A 14,927-nucleotide genomic window follows, 5' to 3' on the forward strand; every position below is an offset into this window, starting at 1 on the left:
GAGCCTAACCCGGTCACCGGAAATCACGGGAGGCATGCCGCACGCCGACGCGCAGATCCTCCGCATGATCGGCGACGAGGTTCGTCACCCCCTCGATCGAGCGCTCCAGCATCCCGCGCACGATGAGGGCCGGCGCATCCCGGAGGATCCGCCGATGGCGGTTCCACACCCCGATCGAGCAGATGACGTTGACGAGCCCGTGCTCGTCCTCGAGGTTGAGGAACGTCATCCCGGATGCCGTGGCCGGGCGCTGCCGGTGGGTCACCAGGCCCGCGACCTCCACGCGACGCCCGGCCTCGTGGGTCCGCAGCTCGCTCGACGTGAGGACTCCCCGGGCGTCGAGCTCGGACCGGAAATGCGTGAGCGGATGGTCGTCGGTCGAGATCCCCGTCGCCCACAGGTCGGCGGCCAGGCGCTCGTACGCCGTCGGGTCGGGGAACAGCGGCGGCTGCACCGCGACGAGCGAGTCGGGCAGGAACTCGACGCGGTCCTGCGCCGCCGGGCCCGCGAGCCACAGCGCCTCACGCCGGGTGAGCCCCATCCCCGCGAACGCGTCGGCGGTCGCCAGGCTCTCCAGCTGGGCGCGGGTCACGCCCGTGCGCCGCACCAGGTCGCGGATGTCGCGGAACGGCCCGTCCTTCTCCCGCGACGCGACGATGCCCGCCGCCACGGTCTCGCCGATGCCCTTGATCGCCGCGAGCCCCAGCCGCACCGCGAAGGCCCCGTCGCGCCGGTGCGCCGCCGACTCGTCGGGCGCCCCGGGATCGAAGTCCCCCACCGGCGGCTGCCGCGCCTCGAGGCACGCATCCCTCCCGCCCGCCCCCATCCCCGGCCCGCCCGCATCCCTCCCCACCCCACCCCCGCCCGCATCCATCCCCGGCCCGACCGTGACGAGGGGAGGAGATGTGAGGAAGGGAGGAGAGGCTCCGGGGGGTTGGTCCTCCGCTCGTTCCATCTCCTCCGCTCGCGACGGGGGATCGAGCGGGGCGAGGGGCTCGAGGGTGGGATGGGCGCCGGAGAGGAGGAGGTCGGGGCGGCGCACCTCCACGCCGTGCCGCCGAGCATCCGCCGTGAGGGTCGTGGGCGAGTAGAACCCCATCGGCTGCGCCCGCAGCAGCCCCGCGAGGAAGGCCCCGGGATAGTGCAGCTTGATCCAGGAACTGGCGTAGACGAGGAGTGCGAAGGAGAGCGAGTGCGACTCGGCGAACCCGAAGTTCGCGAACGCCTGGATCTTCGCGTAGATCGCGTCGGCCTCCTCCCCCTCCAGCCCGTGGTTCGCCATCCCCTCATAGAGCTGCTTCTTGAGCGAGTCGATCTTCTCGAGGCCGCGCTTCGAGCCCATCGCGCGCCGCAGGAGATCGGCCTCCTCCGGCGTGAGGTCCCCGATCTTCATCGCCATCTGCATGAGCTGCTCCTGGAAGATCGGGATGCCCAGGGTCCGCTCCAGCACGTCCTCAAGGTCGGGATGCGGGTAAGTCACGGGCGACGGCTCGGTCACCTCCTCGCCCCGGCGCCGCCGCGCCGCCTGCTCCTTCAGGATCGCGTGCCGCTTCACGAACGGATGCACCGCACCGCCCTGGATCGGCCCCGGCCGGATGAGCGCGATCTCGATCACGAGGTCGTAGTACTTGCGCGGTTGCAGCCGGGGCAGCAGGCCCATCTGCGCCCGCGACTCGACCTGGAACACCCCGATCGCATCGGCCCGGCACAGCATGTCGTAGACCGCGGCCTCCTCCTTCGGGATCGAATCGAGATCCCACTCCTCCCCCGTGGAACCCCGGATGAGATCGATGCAGTACTGCAGCGCGGCGAGCATCCCGAGACCGAGGAGGTCGAACTTCACGAGGCCCATCCACGCCGAGTCGTCCTTGTCCCACTGGATGACGGTGCGGTTCGCCATCCGCGCGTGCTCGATCGGCACGACCTCCCCGACGGGCCGGTCGGTCAGCACCATGCCGCCGGAGTGGATGCCGAGATGCCGCGGCGCCTTCAACAGCTGGGTCGCGTAATCGACGACCTGCCCGGGGATGTCGTGGTCGGCGTCGGTATCCAGCAGCGCACCCCACCGCTCGACCTGCTTCGACCAGGCATCCTGCTGCCCGGGCGAATAACCGAGCGCCTTCGCCATGTCGCGGACCGCGTTCTTGGGCCGGTACTGGATGACGTTCGCGACCTGCGCCGCGTTCCGCCGGCCGTACTTCCGGTACACCCACTGGATGATCTCCTCCCGGCGCCCCGAATCGAAGTCGACGTCGATGTCGGGCTCCTCATCGCGCATGCTGGAGAGGAACCGCTCGAACGGCAGGTTGAAGCCGATCGCGTCGACCGCCGTGATCCCGAGCACGTAGCAGACCGCGCTGTTGGCCGCCGACCCCCGGCCCTGGCAGAGGATGCCGAGACGCCGGGCCTCGGCGACGATGTCATGCACGATGAGGAAGTAGCCGGGGAAGTCCTTCGCCTCGATGACGTCGAGCTCCTTCTCGATCCGCCGCCGGTGGCCGTCGGGAAGGTCGGGATACCGCACGGCCGCCCCTCTCCAGACGAGCTTGCGCAACTGCGACATCGGCGTCTCGCCGGGATCGACGTCCTGCTTCGGGAGCGCCGGACGGGCACGTCGCAGGGGGAACGCGAGCTCGTCGGCGAGCGCCACGGTGCGGGCGACCACGCCGGGATACCGCGCGAACCGCGCCGCCATCTCCGCGCCGGAACGGAGGTGCGCGGCCCCGTGCGCGGGAAGCCAGCCGTCCAGCTCGTCCATGCTGCGCTGCGCGCGGACGGCCGCGATCGCCGCCGCGAGGATGCGCCGGTCGGGCGCGGCGTAGTGCACGTTGTTGGTCGCGAGGATCGGCAGGCCCCGCTCCGCGGCGAGGGCCGCGAGGACGTCGTTGTGAGTCGAGTCGAGCGGATCGCCGTGGTCGATCAGCTCGACGTTGACCGCCTCCGACCCGAACAGGTCGACGAGCCGGTCGAGCTCGAGCGCGGCAGCCCGGGGTCCGGCGTCGACGAGAGCACGGCGGACGGTGCCCTTCCGGCATCCGGTCAAGATCGCCCAGTGCCCGCCCGCCCGGTCGGCGAGCTCGTCGAGATCGTAGACCGGGCGCCCCTTCTCCGCACCCCGGAGCTGGGCTGCGGTGATCGCCCCGGCAAGCCGGTGATACCCCTCTTCCCCGCGCGCGAGCACGAGAAGATGGGCGCCGACCGGATCGGGCTCCCCGTTCTGATGCTTCGGCAGTTCGAGCGACAGCTCGGCGCCGAACACGGTCTTCACGACGAGCTTCTCCGCGGCCTCCGCGAACCGCACGATGCCGTAGAAGCCGTCGTGGTCGGTGACCGCGAGCGCGTGCAGCCCGAGCCGCTCCGCCTCCTCCGCGAGCTCCTCCGGCGCAGACGCCCCGTCGAGGAACGAGTACGACGAGTGCGCGTGCAGCTCGGCATACGGCACCGGATCTTCGGGGCGGTCGATGTGCTTCCCCACGTACGGACCGCGCTTCCGGGAGAAGGCCGGACCATCGCCCCCGTCGGCATCCGCCGGGATGTCGGCGGGACGCCGCTCGTCGCGCAACGCCCGTTCCAGCTCCGACCACGGCACGGGCGGGTTGTGCCATCCCATCAGGCCTCCTCAGTCATAGCGGGCCTCCGCGTACCAGGCCCCGCCCTCGCAGACGAGGAGCCACGCGTTCTGGTCGTCGTCGACGACCTGGAACCGATGCGCGACGCGGCGCCGCACCGCATCCCATTCCCGCTCGACGAGCGGCCACGGCCCCGCCCACGCGACGAGTTCATGCCGGCGCCCGCCGAGGACCGCCGTGCGCGGGATCGCACTGAGGATGCCGCGCTCGTCGACCGAGACGGGGGACTCCCCGTCCCCCCGCACGACGACGGGCTCGGGCCGCGGGAACACGGTCGCCGGCAGGGGGGCGGGCAGCCCCCCGGGCCACGGCCGCGCCCGGTCCTGCCCGACGACGGCGCGATCGCCCCAGGGCACGAGCACCTGCCGCTCCGCGAGCCGGCGGCCCCCGCCGATCGCCGCGGTCATGACCCCGCGATGCCCGAGCATCGCCTGCACCCGCGAGAGCGCGTGGTGCACCCGCTCGTCCGGACCCCCGCCGAACAGCGCGGCGGCGTGGTGGGATGCCCGGTCCACCGCCTCCGGCGCGATCCGCACATGGGCGACCCCGCTCCGGAACGCCGCGCCGCCCTCCGCTCCCGGCTCCTGCTTCGGGCGTTCCGGCACCGCCTGCTCCGCGAGCTGCCACCGCACCCGGTCGACGACCGCCGCGGCGTCGAACGAACCCGGATGCAGCCACACCCGCTCGCAGCGCTCGCCCCGCTCCCCCGTGAGCTCCACCCGCAGCTCGGTGCAGACGAGCCCCAGCGCGCCCAGGCGCGCGATGAACTCCTCCGCCGCGATCCGCATCCCGAACGCGATCTGGTCGGCGAGCTCGACGGGCGGCTCGAAAGCCACCTCGCGATGCAGCTGCGGTGGGGGCACGCGCGGCTCGACGGCACGGGAGTCCTCGCCCGCGGCGAGCGCGTGCAGCCGGCGGCCCCGGTCGCCGAGCCGCTCCTCGACGCGGGCGGGATCGAGCGCCGCGAACTCCCCGAGCGTCTGCACCCCGAGCCGCGCGAGGAGCGTCGCGAGCTCCTCGCCGCGGTGCGACGTCGCCGCGTCGTCGAGCGTCGTCACGGGCAAGGGCGCGAGGAAGGCCGCCGCCTCGCCCTCGGGAACGAGACGGACCGGATCGTCCGCCCGAGCCGTCCGCACCGCGAGCTCCGCCGTGAACAAACCGTCCGCCACGGCGGCCCGCGCCTCCCCGACCCCGAGCTCGGCGAGGGCCTCGAGCAGCGCGCGGGCCGCCGCCGCCTCGCCCCCGTAGTAGCGCACCGGGCCGCGGGCCCGCAGCGCGCACAGCCCGGGCCGCACGATCTGCACCCCCGGCGCGACCTGCTCGATCCTCGCCACGAGGGGCGCGAACTCGCGCTGATCGCGGAGCGGGTCGGCGGGGGCCAGCACGAGGCTCGGGCACCGGGCCTGCGCGTCACGGCGGCGCTGCCCCCGCCGCACGCCCTCCGCCCGCGCGGCCGCGGAGCACGCCACGACGGCGCCTGCCTCCACCACCGCGACCGGCCCCTCCGCCTCCCCCGCGCTCTCGCGGAGGGAGGCGACGACGGGCCACTCCGGCACCCAGAGCACGAGCACCCGCGACATCACCCCACCGCCCGGAGCGGGAGGGGCACCGGCGGCAGTGCCATCGGCTCGGAGGTCGTGGCGGGACGAGAACCCGCGACCCCCGCCCGCGCACCCGCGGCATCCAGGTCACCGCGGGCGTCGGGCAGGAGGAGCCGGGCGCGCCGCGGCGCGGGCGAGCGCCGCGAGCGCACCGTGACGGTGAGCGCGCGCGACTCGAGGTGCCCGTGCCCCCGCCCGAGCCCCGCCCACTCCGCCTCACCCACCTCGAGGGAGGCCTCGACCCCCGGCCACGCCCCCTGCACGACCAGCACCGTCCCCTTGTCGCGCAGCCGCGCCGACAGCCGAGCCACCTCGGCGCCCACGACCCGGCCCACCGGACGCACGACCACGACCGGCAGCACGTCGGCGAGCGCCGCAGTCACCGCCAGCCACCGGGACCCGGGATCGGGCACCAGCACGAGCCGGTCGAGCGCGACCCCCGCCAGCTCCGCCGCCTCGGCGCCGAGCTCCGGCATCCCCACCACGGCGCACCACGCCCCTTCACGCGACGGGCGCGCCAGGAGCCCGAGCAGCAGCGACGCGGACGGGGCGACCGTGTACGACGAACCCGCCCGGAGGCCGCCGCCGGGCAGCAGCGCGGCGAGCTCGGGATGCACCGGGAGGACCGGGGCCCCCATCCGCCGCCCCTCGACCTCGTCGAGACGCGCACGCAGCCGCCGCACGTCGTCGACCGTGCTCGCAGCGCCCATCGTTGCCTCCCTGGACAGATTAGAACATTCGTTCTACCTCTATCAATGCCCAGGTTCGAAGCTATGCACCCCTTCCGACATCCCCGATCGGAGCCTCGTCGGCCTCACCAGATCAGGTGATTCGGCGTACTCAGGAGGATCCTGGCTCCGAACACCCTGAATACGCGAGATCACCTGATCTCGCGCGGGCGCGGAGCCCACGGCGGCACTCGCACGGGCCCGGAGCACGCACCCGGGAACCCCGCGGGGTCAGGCGGCGAGGGCCAGGTACGGCTCCCAGCGGGGGTCGGCGCGCTCCGTGCCGCGGACCGTCCACTGCGCGCCGCGCGGGGGCGCCGGGGTCAGGCGGAGCGACCACGACATCTCCTGCGGGGTGCGGTCGCCCTTCACGTTGTTGCAGCGCAGGCAGCAGGCCACGAGGTTCTCCCACGTGTCCTTGCCGCCGCGGGAGCGGGGCTGCACGTGGTCGATCGTGGACGCCGCCTTGCCGCAGTACGCGCAGCGGTGACCGTCCCGGCGGAGCACGCCCCGGCGGGTCACCGGCACGTGGCGTCCGCCGGGGACGCGGACGTAGCGGGTCAGGATGATGACGGCCGGGCGGTCGTACGAACCGCTGGTCCCCCAGACGGGATCGCCGACGACGTGCTCGACGACGGTCGCCTTCTCGTTCATCACGAGCACGATCGCCCGCTTGAACGACACGACCGCGAGGGGTTCGTACCCCGCATTCAGCACCAACGTGCGCATTCCTCTTCCTCTCGAATGGCCGGGACGGCTTCTCGGTATTCGACTGGTGACGGGATCGAGGTGCGCAGGGGCATGAAAAAAGGCGCTGTCTCTATAGACAGCGCCTCGGCGCCATGGCGCGACCATGGCTCTCGCTCAGGCAATGCCGGAGGACGAGCAACCCCAGTGCATCCATGGTTCGGATGCGTGGCCCGCCGTCCATTCGGCTCCCTCCGCTTCTCTCAAGCGTCGAGGTAAAGGCTAACTCATGCACCAGAGGGCGGGGGCTCGCCCCGATGAACGTCTGGTGTCGTGTCGCGCTCAGCTGGCGTTGGCGTTGAGCCAGGCCAGCGGGTCGACGAGCGTGCCGTTGATCTCGACCTCGAAGTGGCAGTGGTTCGCGGTCGAGGAGCCGGTGCTGCCCACGAGGCCGATGAGCTGGCCGGCGGAGACCGTGGCCCCCACGTCGACCTGGCGACCGCCGTGGATCATGTGCCCGTACAGCGTGCTCACGAGCTGGCCGCCTATGACGGAGTCGATGACGATGGCCTCGCCGTATCCGCCGTAGCCGTCCTGCGACACGCGCACGACGCCGGCGGCGGCCGCGTAGATCGGGGTTCCCTGCGGCGCGAGCATGTCGAAGCCGTTGTGATCCGGACGGATCGGCGGACGGAAGAGGTTCTCCTCCGTGTACGTGAAGTGCGTCACGGGCCAGCGGACCTGCCCGCTGCCGGGCGCGACCATGCTGAGGTCGACCGAGACGCGGGTCGACGCCGACGCGGACGCGGAGGCGGCGCGGGCGGCCGCGGCCTCCTCGGCCTTTTTCTTCGCGATCTCGTCGGAGGTCGTCGCGTCATAGCTGCTGCGGCTCAGGCTCACGTCGGCGGCGTTCGAGGCCACGACGAGCGACTGCGCGTTCCCCTCCGCGACCTGCTGGGTCGTGACGGCGGCGGCGCCGCTGCTGGGCTGCCAGGCCGCGTACGCGGGGAGGGCGACGGTCGCGATGAGGCCCGCGACCATGCTCAGGATGACGACGCTGCGCACGGGCTTCGACGCGGCGGAGCGGAAACTCCGGCCCGCGGCGCGCGCGACGGGTCGGGTCGCCTTCTGCGGGGTGCGGGTGACGCTGCTGCCGCGATAGCGGATGCGGCGCGCGGGCTCGTTCGCGGGCGACTCGTTGTTCTCAGCCAAGCTGGTTCCTCCGTCGCCTCTGCGCAGGGCGCCGGCTCGTCATAACCCGGTTTTCGGGAGCGGGTTCACCGCGCGATACGACGAGCCGTCGAGGCAATCTGCACGGGGTCCGTCGGCGGTCTTTTCGCCTGTGGACCGTTCGAGGCTACCGGAGGATAACGAACATGTCACGTCGAGCCGCCCGGAGAGTCGCCCCCGGACGGTCGTCGCGGCGACGGATCAGCGCGACTGGTCGACGAGGAAGATGTGGCCCGCGACCTCGACCGGGAGCTCCAGGCCCTGGTCGTTCCCGTCCATCTGGACGAGCACGTAGCCGTCGCTGAACTGGTACTCGCCGGTGGCTCCGGGCACGACGCCCGCCGTCTGCAGCTGGTGCAGCAGCTCGGGATCGACCTGGGCGGGCTCGGCGAGCCGGCGCACGGTGCCGGTGACCGGGCCGCCGCCGTCCTCCAGCCGCTTCACGAGGCCGACGACGCCCTCCTCGAACGCGTGCGCCGCGCCCTCCGGGACGTCCACGATCTGGTCGAGACCGGGGATCGGGTTGCCGTACGGCGACTCGGTCGGATGCCCCAGCAGTTCCACGAGCCGGCGCTCGACCTGCTCGCTCATGACGTGCTCCCAGCGGCACGCCTCCTCGTGGACGTAGGCCCAGTCGAGGCCGATGACATCGCTCAGGAGCCGCTCCGCGAGACGGTGCTTGCGCATGACGTCGACGGCCTTGTGACGGCCGGCGTCGGTGAGCTCGAGCCGCCGGTCGTCCGAGACGACGACGAGCCCGTCGCGCTCCATCCGCCCGATCGTCTGCGACACCGTCGGACCGGAGTGCCCGAGACGCTCGGAGATGCGCGCGCGCAGCGGGACGATGTGCTCCTCCTCGAGTTCGAGGATGGTGCGCAGATACATCTCCGTGGTGTCGATGAGATCGGTCATGGGGGTGTCCTCGGGCCGTTCGGGATGAGAAGCCAAGCCTATCCCCGCGCGCGTGGGGACAGGCGGCGCCGGTGAGGGCTGCGACCGGCGGCTAGAGTCGAGGGCATGTCGGACATCGTGCTGCCCCGTGAGCTCCTCCCCGTCGACGGCCGGTTCGGCAGCGGACCCTCGAAGGTCCGCGCCGCGCAGCTGCAGGCACTCGCCGGGCCCGGGGCGTCGATCCTCGGCACCTCGCACCGCCAGGCGCCCGTGAAGGACCTCGTCGCGAGCGTCCGTTCGCGCCTCGCCGAGCTGTTCCGCCTCCCCGACGGCTACGAGATCGTCCTCGGCAACGGCGGTTCGACGGCGTTCTGGGATGCCGCCGCGTTCGGCCTCATCGAGCGCCGCAGCCAGAACCTCGTGTTCGGCGAGTTCGGCGGCAAGTTCGCCACCTCGGCGAAGACGCCGTGGCTGGAGGCGCCGGACGTCCGCAACGCGGAGCCCGGCACCCGCGCTGTGCCCGTGGCCGTGGAGGGCGTCGACGTCTACGCCTGGCCGCACAACGAGACCTCGACGGGCGTCGCCTCGCCGATCCAGCGCGTGCAGGGCGACGAGGGCGCGCTGACCGTCATCGACGCGACGAGCGCCGCCGGCGGCATCGACTTCGACATCACCCAGGCCGACGTCTACTACTTCGCGCCGCAGAAGAACCTCGGCTCCGACGGCGGCCTGTGGTTCGCCGCGGTCTCACCGGCGGCCATCGAGCGGATCGAGCGGATCGACGCGAGCGACCGCTACATCCCGCCGTTCCTCAGCCTCAAGCAGGCGCTCGACAACTCGCGCCTGCAGCAGACGCTCAACACCCCCGCGCTCTCGACGCTCCTCCTCCTCGACGACCAGCTGGGCTGGATCCTGGAGAGCGGCGGGCTCACGTGGGCGGCGGCGCGCACGCGCGAGTCGTCGTCGGTCCTCTACGACTGGGCCGCCGCGACCTCGTTCGCGACCCCGTTCGTCGCGGATGCCGCGGACCGCTCGCCCGTCGTCGTCACGATCGACATCGACGACGCGATCGACGCGACCCAGATCACGAAGACGCTGCGCAAGAACGGGATCGTCGACACGGAGCCGTACCGCAAGCTCGGCCGCAACCAGCTGCGGGTCGCGACGTTCGTCTCGATCGAGCCGAACGACGTCCGCCAGCTCGTCCGCTGCGTCGACTACATCGTCGAGAACCTCTGACCCCTTGAGGGATGGACTCGGGGGCGCGAGCCCCCGAGGACCGGATCAGCGGTCGCGGTCCTCGATGACGTCGAAGCCGTCCTCCTCGGACTCGAGGTGGTCGTCGTCGTCTTCGTCGAGGTCGTCCTCGTCGAGATCTTCCCCCTCGTCGAGGTCATCGTCTTCGTCGAGGTCATCGTCCTCGTCGAGGTCATCGACGTCGGCATCCTCGGCGAACTGGTCGATCTCGACGCCGTCGACGTCGCCGGCGTGGAGCCGCAGCACCTCGTCCTCGTCGAGATCGTCGTCGTCATCATCCTCGTCGTCGTCGTCGAGGTCATCGACGTCCGCGTCCTCCGCGGCGTCGTCATCGGCCTCGACGCCGGCCTGCGCGAGGGCGGCCTGCTGGGCCTGATAGTCGGCCAGGCGCTCCGCCCACGGCACCCACTCGGGGGCGAGGAGGGCTCCGGCGCCGGGCAGCAGCTCCGCCTCGAGCACGGTCGGCTCGGCCTCCTCCACGACGGCGAGGCTCACGGTCCAGAACCAGCCGGGGTACCCGGCCAGCCGGGTCGCGAACAGGAGCGAGACGACGCCCTCGTCCTCGACGGTGTAGCCGGCGGGGTCGCCGATCGTCGCCTCCGGAGTGATCTCGCGCAGCGCGGCGAGCGCGACATCGTGCGCCGCGAGCAGTCGCTCGTCGGGCACCTCCGAGTTCTCAGGCGTCGAGCTCATCGGCCACCTTGCGCAGCACCGCGGCGACCTTCTTCGCGTGACCGCCGCTGGGGTAGCGACCGCGACGCAGATCGCCGCCGATGCCGTCGAGGAGCTTCACGAGGTCCTCGACGATGACCGCCATGTCGTCGGCGGGCTTGCGGGAGCGCTTGGCGAGGCTGACCGGGGCCTCGAGGACGTGCACGGAGAGAGCCTGGGGCCCCTTCTTGCCGTCGGCGATCCCGAACTCGACGCGCGCACCGGTCTTGGGCGCAGCGCTCCCCGCCGGCAGAGCCGTCGCGTGAAGGAAGACATCCTGACCGTCATCGGTCGCGATGAAGCCGAAGCCCTTCTCCTCGTCGTAGAACCTGACCTTGCCGGTGGGCATGGGAAACCTCGCTGCGGATGGGCCCGCAGTGCGGGTCGTGATGGATCGGGATGCACGGCGCATCCGTCCCCCAGCCTACGACACTGGGCGTTCACGGTAGGCTGGTTCGGATGAGCACGCGCACTCCCGGAGGGGACACCCCGGTTCGCCGGATCGACCGGGTCCTGGCATTCATGTCGCTCGGGCTGCTGGTCCTCGCGATCGCCTGTTTCTTCGCGATCATCATCGGCACCACCGCCGGCGCGAACTTCGCGACGGGGATCTGGCCGCTCATCGGCGTGGTCGTCTACCTGGCCCCGATCGTGGCGTTCCTGCTGCTGTTCACGCTCCTCATCATGAGCTTCGTGCGGAGGTCGCGAGCCAACCGGAGCCGATAGCGGTGCCCGAGTCCTCCGACGAGCGCGCGCTCGCCTCCGCGCTGGTCGCGCGGGATGACGCCGAGCTCACCGCCCTGCTGCTCGCGCGCGGCATCGCCCCGTCCGCGTCCTGGGAGGACGCGTTCGACGCAGCGACCGCGCTGCTCGAGGAGTCCGCGGTCGAGCGGGCGCTCCTGCGAGCGCCGCGGTTCGTACTCGTCGCCCTCGGCGAGGCCGTCACGGAAGCCACGGCACTCCCCGACCGCGCGCGGGACTGGGCGTGGCGGCGCGGGCTCGTCGACGACGCCGGCGCACTGTTCGGCGGCGTCGCGCAGCGGATCCGCGACCTTGCCGACCGGGAGCCGGCCGCGTTCGAGGCCCGGACCGCGGCGGATCCCTCGCCGGCGACGGAGGACGAGCGGCACGCCGCCGAAGAGCGCGCGTTCTCGAGCGTCAGCGCCCTGACCGACCTCCTGGTCGCGGCATCCGACATCCCTCTGCTCCGCACCGGCGCGGGCCAGGTCAGCGCCGTGGATCGCCGACGTCTCGTGGATGCCGGCGCGGTGGCCGACGCGGAGGAGCTCGAAGACCTCGTCGCGAGCGCGGCCGAGGCGGGACTCGTGCGCGGCGTCGAGCGGGAGTGGGTCGTGACCGTGGATGGCCTCGCCTGGCTCGAGAAGGGCACGGCCGACCGCTGGGAGCGGATCGTGCGCGCCTTCCCGGGCGCGCTCGGCGAGGGCCTCGTGACCGACGACGGCGGGTTCGCGCCGCCCTCCCGCTGGCCGGACGCGTTCCCCCTCGACCCCGCCTGGCCGGATCGGGCGAGCCGCACGTGGCGGGTCGCGCTGCGCTGGGGCCTGTACGCCCCGTCCGGCGCGGAGCCGGACTGGACGACGGCGCTGCGCCGCACCGGGACCCCCGCGACGGCCGCGTTCGCGGAGCTCCTCCCCGCCGAGATCGACCGGGTATACCTGCAGGCCGACCTGTCCGCGATCGCGCCGGGCCCCCTCGCGCCGGCGATCGAGCTGCGCCTCCGGCGGATGGCGGTGCGCGAGTCGCGCGCCCAGGCCTCGACCTACCGCTTCACCCCCGCCTCCGTCGCGAGCGCGGTCGCCCTCGGGGAGACCGCGGCCTCGCTGCGCGCGTTCCTCGGGGGGATCTCGCTCACCGGCATCCCGCAGCCCCTCGACTACCTCGTGGAGCAGGAGAGCGCGCGGCACGGGCTCGTCCGGGTGGGCGTGGATCCGGCATCCGGGCGGACGCGCATCGAGTCCGCCGACCGGGAGCTCCTCGCCGCGATCGCCGTCGACCAGGCGCTCCGCCCCGTCGGCCTCGTGCCCGACGGTGACGCGCTGGCGTCCCGGGTGGGACGGGATGCCGTGTACTGGACGCTCGCCGACGCGCGCTACCCCGTGGTCGCGGTCGACGCCGCCGGCGCCGCGGAGCGGCCGGTCCGCCGCGAGCCGCCGGCCGCGAGCCGCCCGGCGACCCCGGACTACGGCCGCCTCGTGGCCGTGCTGCGCGCGGCGCAGGACGACGGATCGGACGCCGCGTGGCTGCAGCGCGAGCTCGACCGCGCCGCCCGCGAACGCCAGACGATGACCGTGGTGGTCGCGATGCCGGGCGGCGCGACGCGCGAGTTCCTCCTCGAGGTGACCGGCCTCGGCGGCGGGCGTCTGCGCGGGCGCGACCGCAGCGCGGACGTCGAGCGGACGCTTCCGGTGGCGAGCATCGTCAGCGCCCGACCCGCCGAGGATGCGACCGCCTGAGCTTCGGGACATCCGCGCGCAGTAGAATTTCCGGCTATGGCTGACGGCCCTCTCATCGTCCAGAGCGATCGCACGGTCCTGCTGGAGGTGGCCCACCCCGACGCGGAGAGCGCCCGGCACGAGCTCGCGGTCTTCGCGGAGCTGGAGCGCGCGCCCGAACACATCCACACGTACCGGATCACGCGCCTCGGTCTGTGGAACGCCCGCGCTGCGGGGCACGACGCGGAGGACATGCTCGGCACGCTCGACCGCTGGTCGCGCTTCCCCGTGCCGCCGTCGGTGGCCACCGACATCCGCGAGTCCGTGGGGCGGTACGGGCGGCTCGTGATCGACCGGGACGAGGTCGATGAGCACGAGGTCCTCGTGCTGCGCTCCACGGATGCCGCGGTGCTCAGCGAGGTCTCGCGCAACAAGCGCGTCGCGCCGCTTCTCGTCGGCCACCCCTCCCCCGACACCTACGTCGTCGAGGCCTGGGCCCGCGGGCAGATCAAGCAGGAGCTGCTGAAGATCGGCTGGCCCGCGGAGGACCTCGCCGGCTACACGCCCGGCACGCCGCATCCGATCGACCTCGACGAGGACGGCTGGCACCTGCGGCCCTACCAGCGGCAGGCGGTGGACAGCTTCACCGAGGGGGGCTCGGGCGTCGTCGTCCTCCCCTGCGGCGCCGGGAAGACGCTCGTGGGCGCCGCGGCGATGGCGGACACCAAGACGACCACGCTCATCCTCGTCACGAACACGGTGAGCGCGCGGCAGTGGCGCGACGAGCTGCTGCGCCGGACGTCGCTCACGCCCGAGGAGATCGGCGAGTACTCGGGGCAGGCGAAGGAGATCAAGCCGGTCACGATCGCGACGTACCAGATCCTGACGGCCAAGCGCCGGGGCCAGTATGCGCATCTCGCGCTCCTCGACGCGCTCGACTGGGGACTGGTCGTCTACGACGAGGTGCACCTCCTGCCCGCTCCGGTGTTCAAGCTGACCGCCGACCTCCAGGCCCGCCGGCGCCTCGGCCTCACCGCGACGCTCGTGCGCGAGGACGGACGCGAGGGCGACGTGTTCAGCCTCATCGGCCCGAAGCGCTTCGACGCTCCGTGGAAGGAGATCGAGGCCCAGGGCTTCATCTCGCCCGCGGTCTGCTACGAGGTGCGGATCGACCTGCCCGCCGGCGACCGCCTCGAGTACGCCGCCGCGGCCGACGACGACCGGTACCGGCTCGCGGCGACCGCGGCCGCGAAGATCGGGGTCGTGCGCCAGCTCGCCGACCGGCACGCGGGCGAGCAGATCCTCGTGATCGGCCAGTACCTCGACCAGATCGACGTGCTCGCCGACGCGCTCGGGGCACCCAAGATCACCGGCGCGACCCCCGTGGACGAGCGCGAGGAGCTGTACCAGGCCTTCCGGGAGGGCAGCATCCCCCTGCTCGTGGTCTCGAAGGTCGCGAACTTCTCGGTCGACCTGCCCGAGGCATCCGTCGCGATCCAGGTGTCCGGCTCGTTCGGCTCCCGGCAGGAGGAGGCCCAGCGCCTGGGCCGGCTCCTACGGCCGAAGCAGTCCGGGCACACCGCGAGCTTCTACACGCTCATCGCCCGCGACACCGTGGACCAGGACTTCGCCCAGAACCGCCAGCGCTTCCTCGCCGAGCAGGGCTACAGCTACACGATCCTCGACGCCGACGCCCTCGCCGCCGCCTGACCCCCGCCGGCCGAGGCCTGTCCCCCTCCT

12 protein-coding genes are annotated in these 14,927 nt (G+C 72.7%); 4 read left to right on the top strand and 8 right to left on the bottom strand.

Going from position 1 to position 14,927, the window contains the following annotated elements; translation table 11 throughout:
- Positions 1-13 precede the first annotated feature (13 nt).
- The 6 genes from ABCS02_RS20970 to ABCS02_RS20995 all read right to left on the bottom strand — a co-directional run bounded on the left by ABCS02_RS20970 (position 14) and on the right by ABCS02_RS20995 (position 8,787).
- Positions 14-3,610, bottom strand: coding sequence for an error-prone DNA polymerase (locus ABCS02_RS20970; protein WP_345837631.1), 3,597 nt, complete (start codon positions 3,608-3,610; stop codon positions 14-16).
- A gap of 9 nt (positions 3,611-3,619) precedes the next feature.
- Positions 3,620-5,209, bottom strand: coding sequence for a DNA polymerase Y family protein (locus ABCS02_RS20975; protein ID WP_345837632.1), 1,590 nt, complete (start codon positions 5,207-5,209; stop codon positions 3,620-3,622).
- Complete coding sequence (locus ABCS02_RS20980; RefSeq protein ID WP_345837633.1) at positions 5,209-5,940, bottom strand: hypothetical protein; 732 nt, start codon at positions 5,938-5,940, stop codon at positions 5,209-5,211. The genes ABCS02_RS20975 and ABCS02_RS20980 overlap by 1 nt, the downstream gene beginning before the upstream one ends.
- 249 nt (positions 5,941-6,189) lie before the next feature.
- Complete coding sequence (locus tag ABCS02_RS20985) at positions 6,190-6,687, bottom strand: HNH endonuclease (protein WP_345837634.1); 498 nt, start codon at positions 6,685-6,687, stop codon at positions 6,190-6,192.
- A 300-nt stretch (positions 6,688-6,987) separates the two neighbouring features.
- The gene (locus ABCS02_RS20990; RefSeq protein WP_345837635.1) at positions 6,988-7,857 is read right to left on the bottom strand and encodes a M23 family metallopeptidase; all 870 of its coding nucleotides are present in this window, start codon (positions 7,855-7,857) and stop codon (positions 6,988-6,990) included.
- 219 nt (positions 7,858-8,076) lie between these two features.
- Positions 8,077-8,787: a metal-dependent transcriptional regulator gene (locus ABCS02_RS20995; RefSeq protein ID WP_345837636.1), complete on the bottom strand. Its 711-nt coding sequence runs from the start codon at positions 8,785-8,787 to the stop codon at positions 8,077-8,079.
- Between the two features lie 105 nt (positions 8,788-8,892).
- On the opposite strand from ABCS02_RS20995, the gene serC reads away from it, so the two are divergent.
- Positions 8,893-10,005 (top strand): phosphoserine transaminase, encoded by a 1,113-nt coding sequence (serC, locus tag ABCS02_RS21000; RefSeq protein WP_345837637.1) that lies wholly within the window; start codon positions 8,893-8,895, stop codon positions 10,003-10,005.
- Between the two features lie 45 nt (positions 10,006-10,050).
- On the opposite strand, the gene ABCS02_RS21005 is transcribed toward serC, so the two are convergent.
- On the bottom strand, positions 10,051-10,716 hold the full coding sequence (locus ABCS02_RS21005; protein ID WP_345837638.1) for a DUF3027 domain-containing protein: 666 nt from the start codon (positions 10,714-10,716) through the stop codon (positions 10,051-10,053).
- Positions 10,700-11,083 (bottom strand): cold shock domain-containing protein, encoded by a 384-nt coding sequence (locus ABCS02_RS21010; RefSeq protein ID WP_345837639.1) that lies wholly within the window; start codon positions 11,081-11,083, stop codon positions 10,700-10,702. The genes ABCS02_RS21005 and ABCS02_RS21010 overlap by 17 nt, the downstream gene beginning before the upstream one ends.
- A 110-nt stretch (positions 11,084-11,193) precedes the next feature.
- Between ABCS02_RS21010 and ABCS02_RS21015 the strand changes: the two genes are divergently transcribed.
- The 3 genes from ABCS02_RS21015 to ABCS02_RS21025 are packed head-to-tail and all read left to right on the top strand — an operon-like array spanning position 11,194 to position 14,897.
- Positions 11,194-11,460: a multidrug ABC transporter ATPase gene (locus ABCS02_RS21015; protein ID WP_345837640.1), complete on the top strand. Its 267-nt coding sequence runs from the start codon at positions 11,194-11,196 to the stop codon at positions 11,458-11,460.
- 2 nt (positions 11,461-11,462) lie between these two features.
- Positions 11,463-13,208: a helicase-associated domain-containing protein gene (locus ABCS02_RS21020; RefSeq protein WP_345837641.1), complete on the top strand. Its 1,746-nt coding sequence runs from the start codon at positions 11,463-11,465 to the stop codon at positions 13,206-13,208.
- Between the two features lie 36 nt (positions 13,209-13,244).
- The gene (locus ABCS02_RS21025; RefSeq protein WP_345837642.1) at positions 13,245-14,897 is read left to right on the top strand and encodes a DNA repair helicase XPB; all 1,653 of its coding nucleotides are present in this window, start codon (positions 13,245-13,247) and stop codon (positions 14,895-14,897) included.
- The last annotated feature ends 30 nt before the right edge of the window (positions 14,898-14,927 follow it).

The organism is Microbacterium sp. X-17 (genome assembly GCF_039615055.1).

Excerpts from the sequence above, each read along its gene's own strand:
- ABCS02_RS20970 (WP_345837631.1), bottom strand. The coding sequence starts at position 3,610 with ATGGGATGGCACAACCCGCCCGTGCCGTGGTCGGAGCTGGAACGGGCG.
- ABCS02_RS20975 (WP_345837632.1), bottom strand. The coding sequence starts at position 5,209 with ATGTCGCGGGTGCTCGTGCTCTGGGTGCCGGAGTGGCCCGTCGTCGCC.
- ABCS02_RS20980 (WP_345837633.1), bottom strand. The coding sequence starts at position 5,940 with ATGGGCGCTGCGAGCACGGTCGACGACGTGCGGCGGCTGCGTGCGCGT.
- ABCS02_RS20985 (WP_345837634.1), bottom strand. The coding sequence starts at position 6,687 with ATGCGCACGTTGGTGCTGAATGCGGGGTACGAACCCCTCGCGGTCGTG.
- ABCS02_RS20995 (WP_345837636.1), bottom strand. The coding sequence starts at position 8,787 with ATGACCGATCTCATCGACACCACGGAGATGTATCTGCGCACCATCCTC.
- serC (WP_345837637.1), top strand. The coding sequence starts at position 8,893 with ATGTCGGACATCGTGCTGCCCCGTGAGCTCCTCCCCGTCGACGGCCGG.
- ABCS02_RS21005 (WP_345837638.1), bottom strand. The coding sequence starts at position 10,716 with ATGAGCTCGACGCCTGAGAACTCGGAGGTGCCCGACGAGCGACTGCTC.
- ABCS02_RS21010 (WP_345837639.1), bottom strand. The coding sequence starts at position 11,083 with ATGCCCACCGGCAAGGTCAGGTTCTACGACGAGGAGAAGGGCTTCGGC.
- ABCS02_RS21015 (WP_345837640.1), top strand. The coding sequence starts at position 11,194 with ATGAGCACGCGCACTCCCGGAGGGGACACCCCGGTTCGCCGGATCGAC.
- ABCS02_RS21025 (WP_345837642.1), top strand. The coding sequence starts at position 13,245 with ATGGCTGACGGCCCTCTCATCGTCCAGAGCGATCGCACGGTCCTGCTG.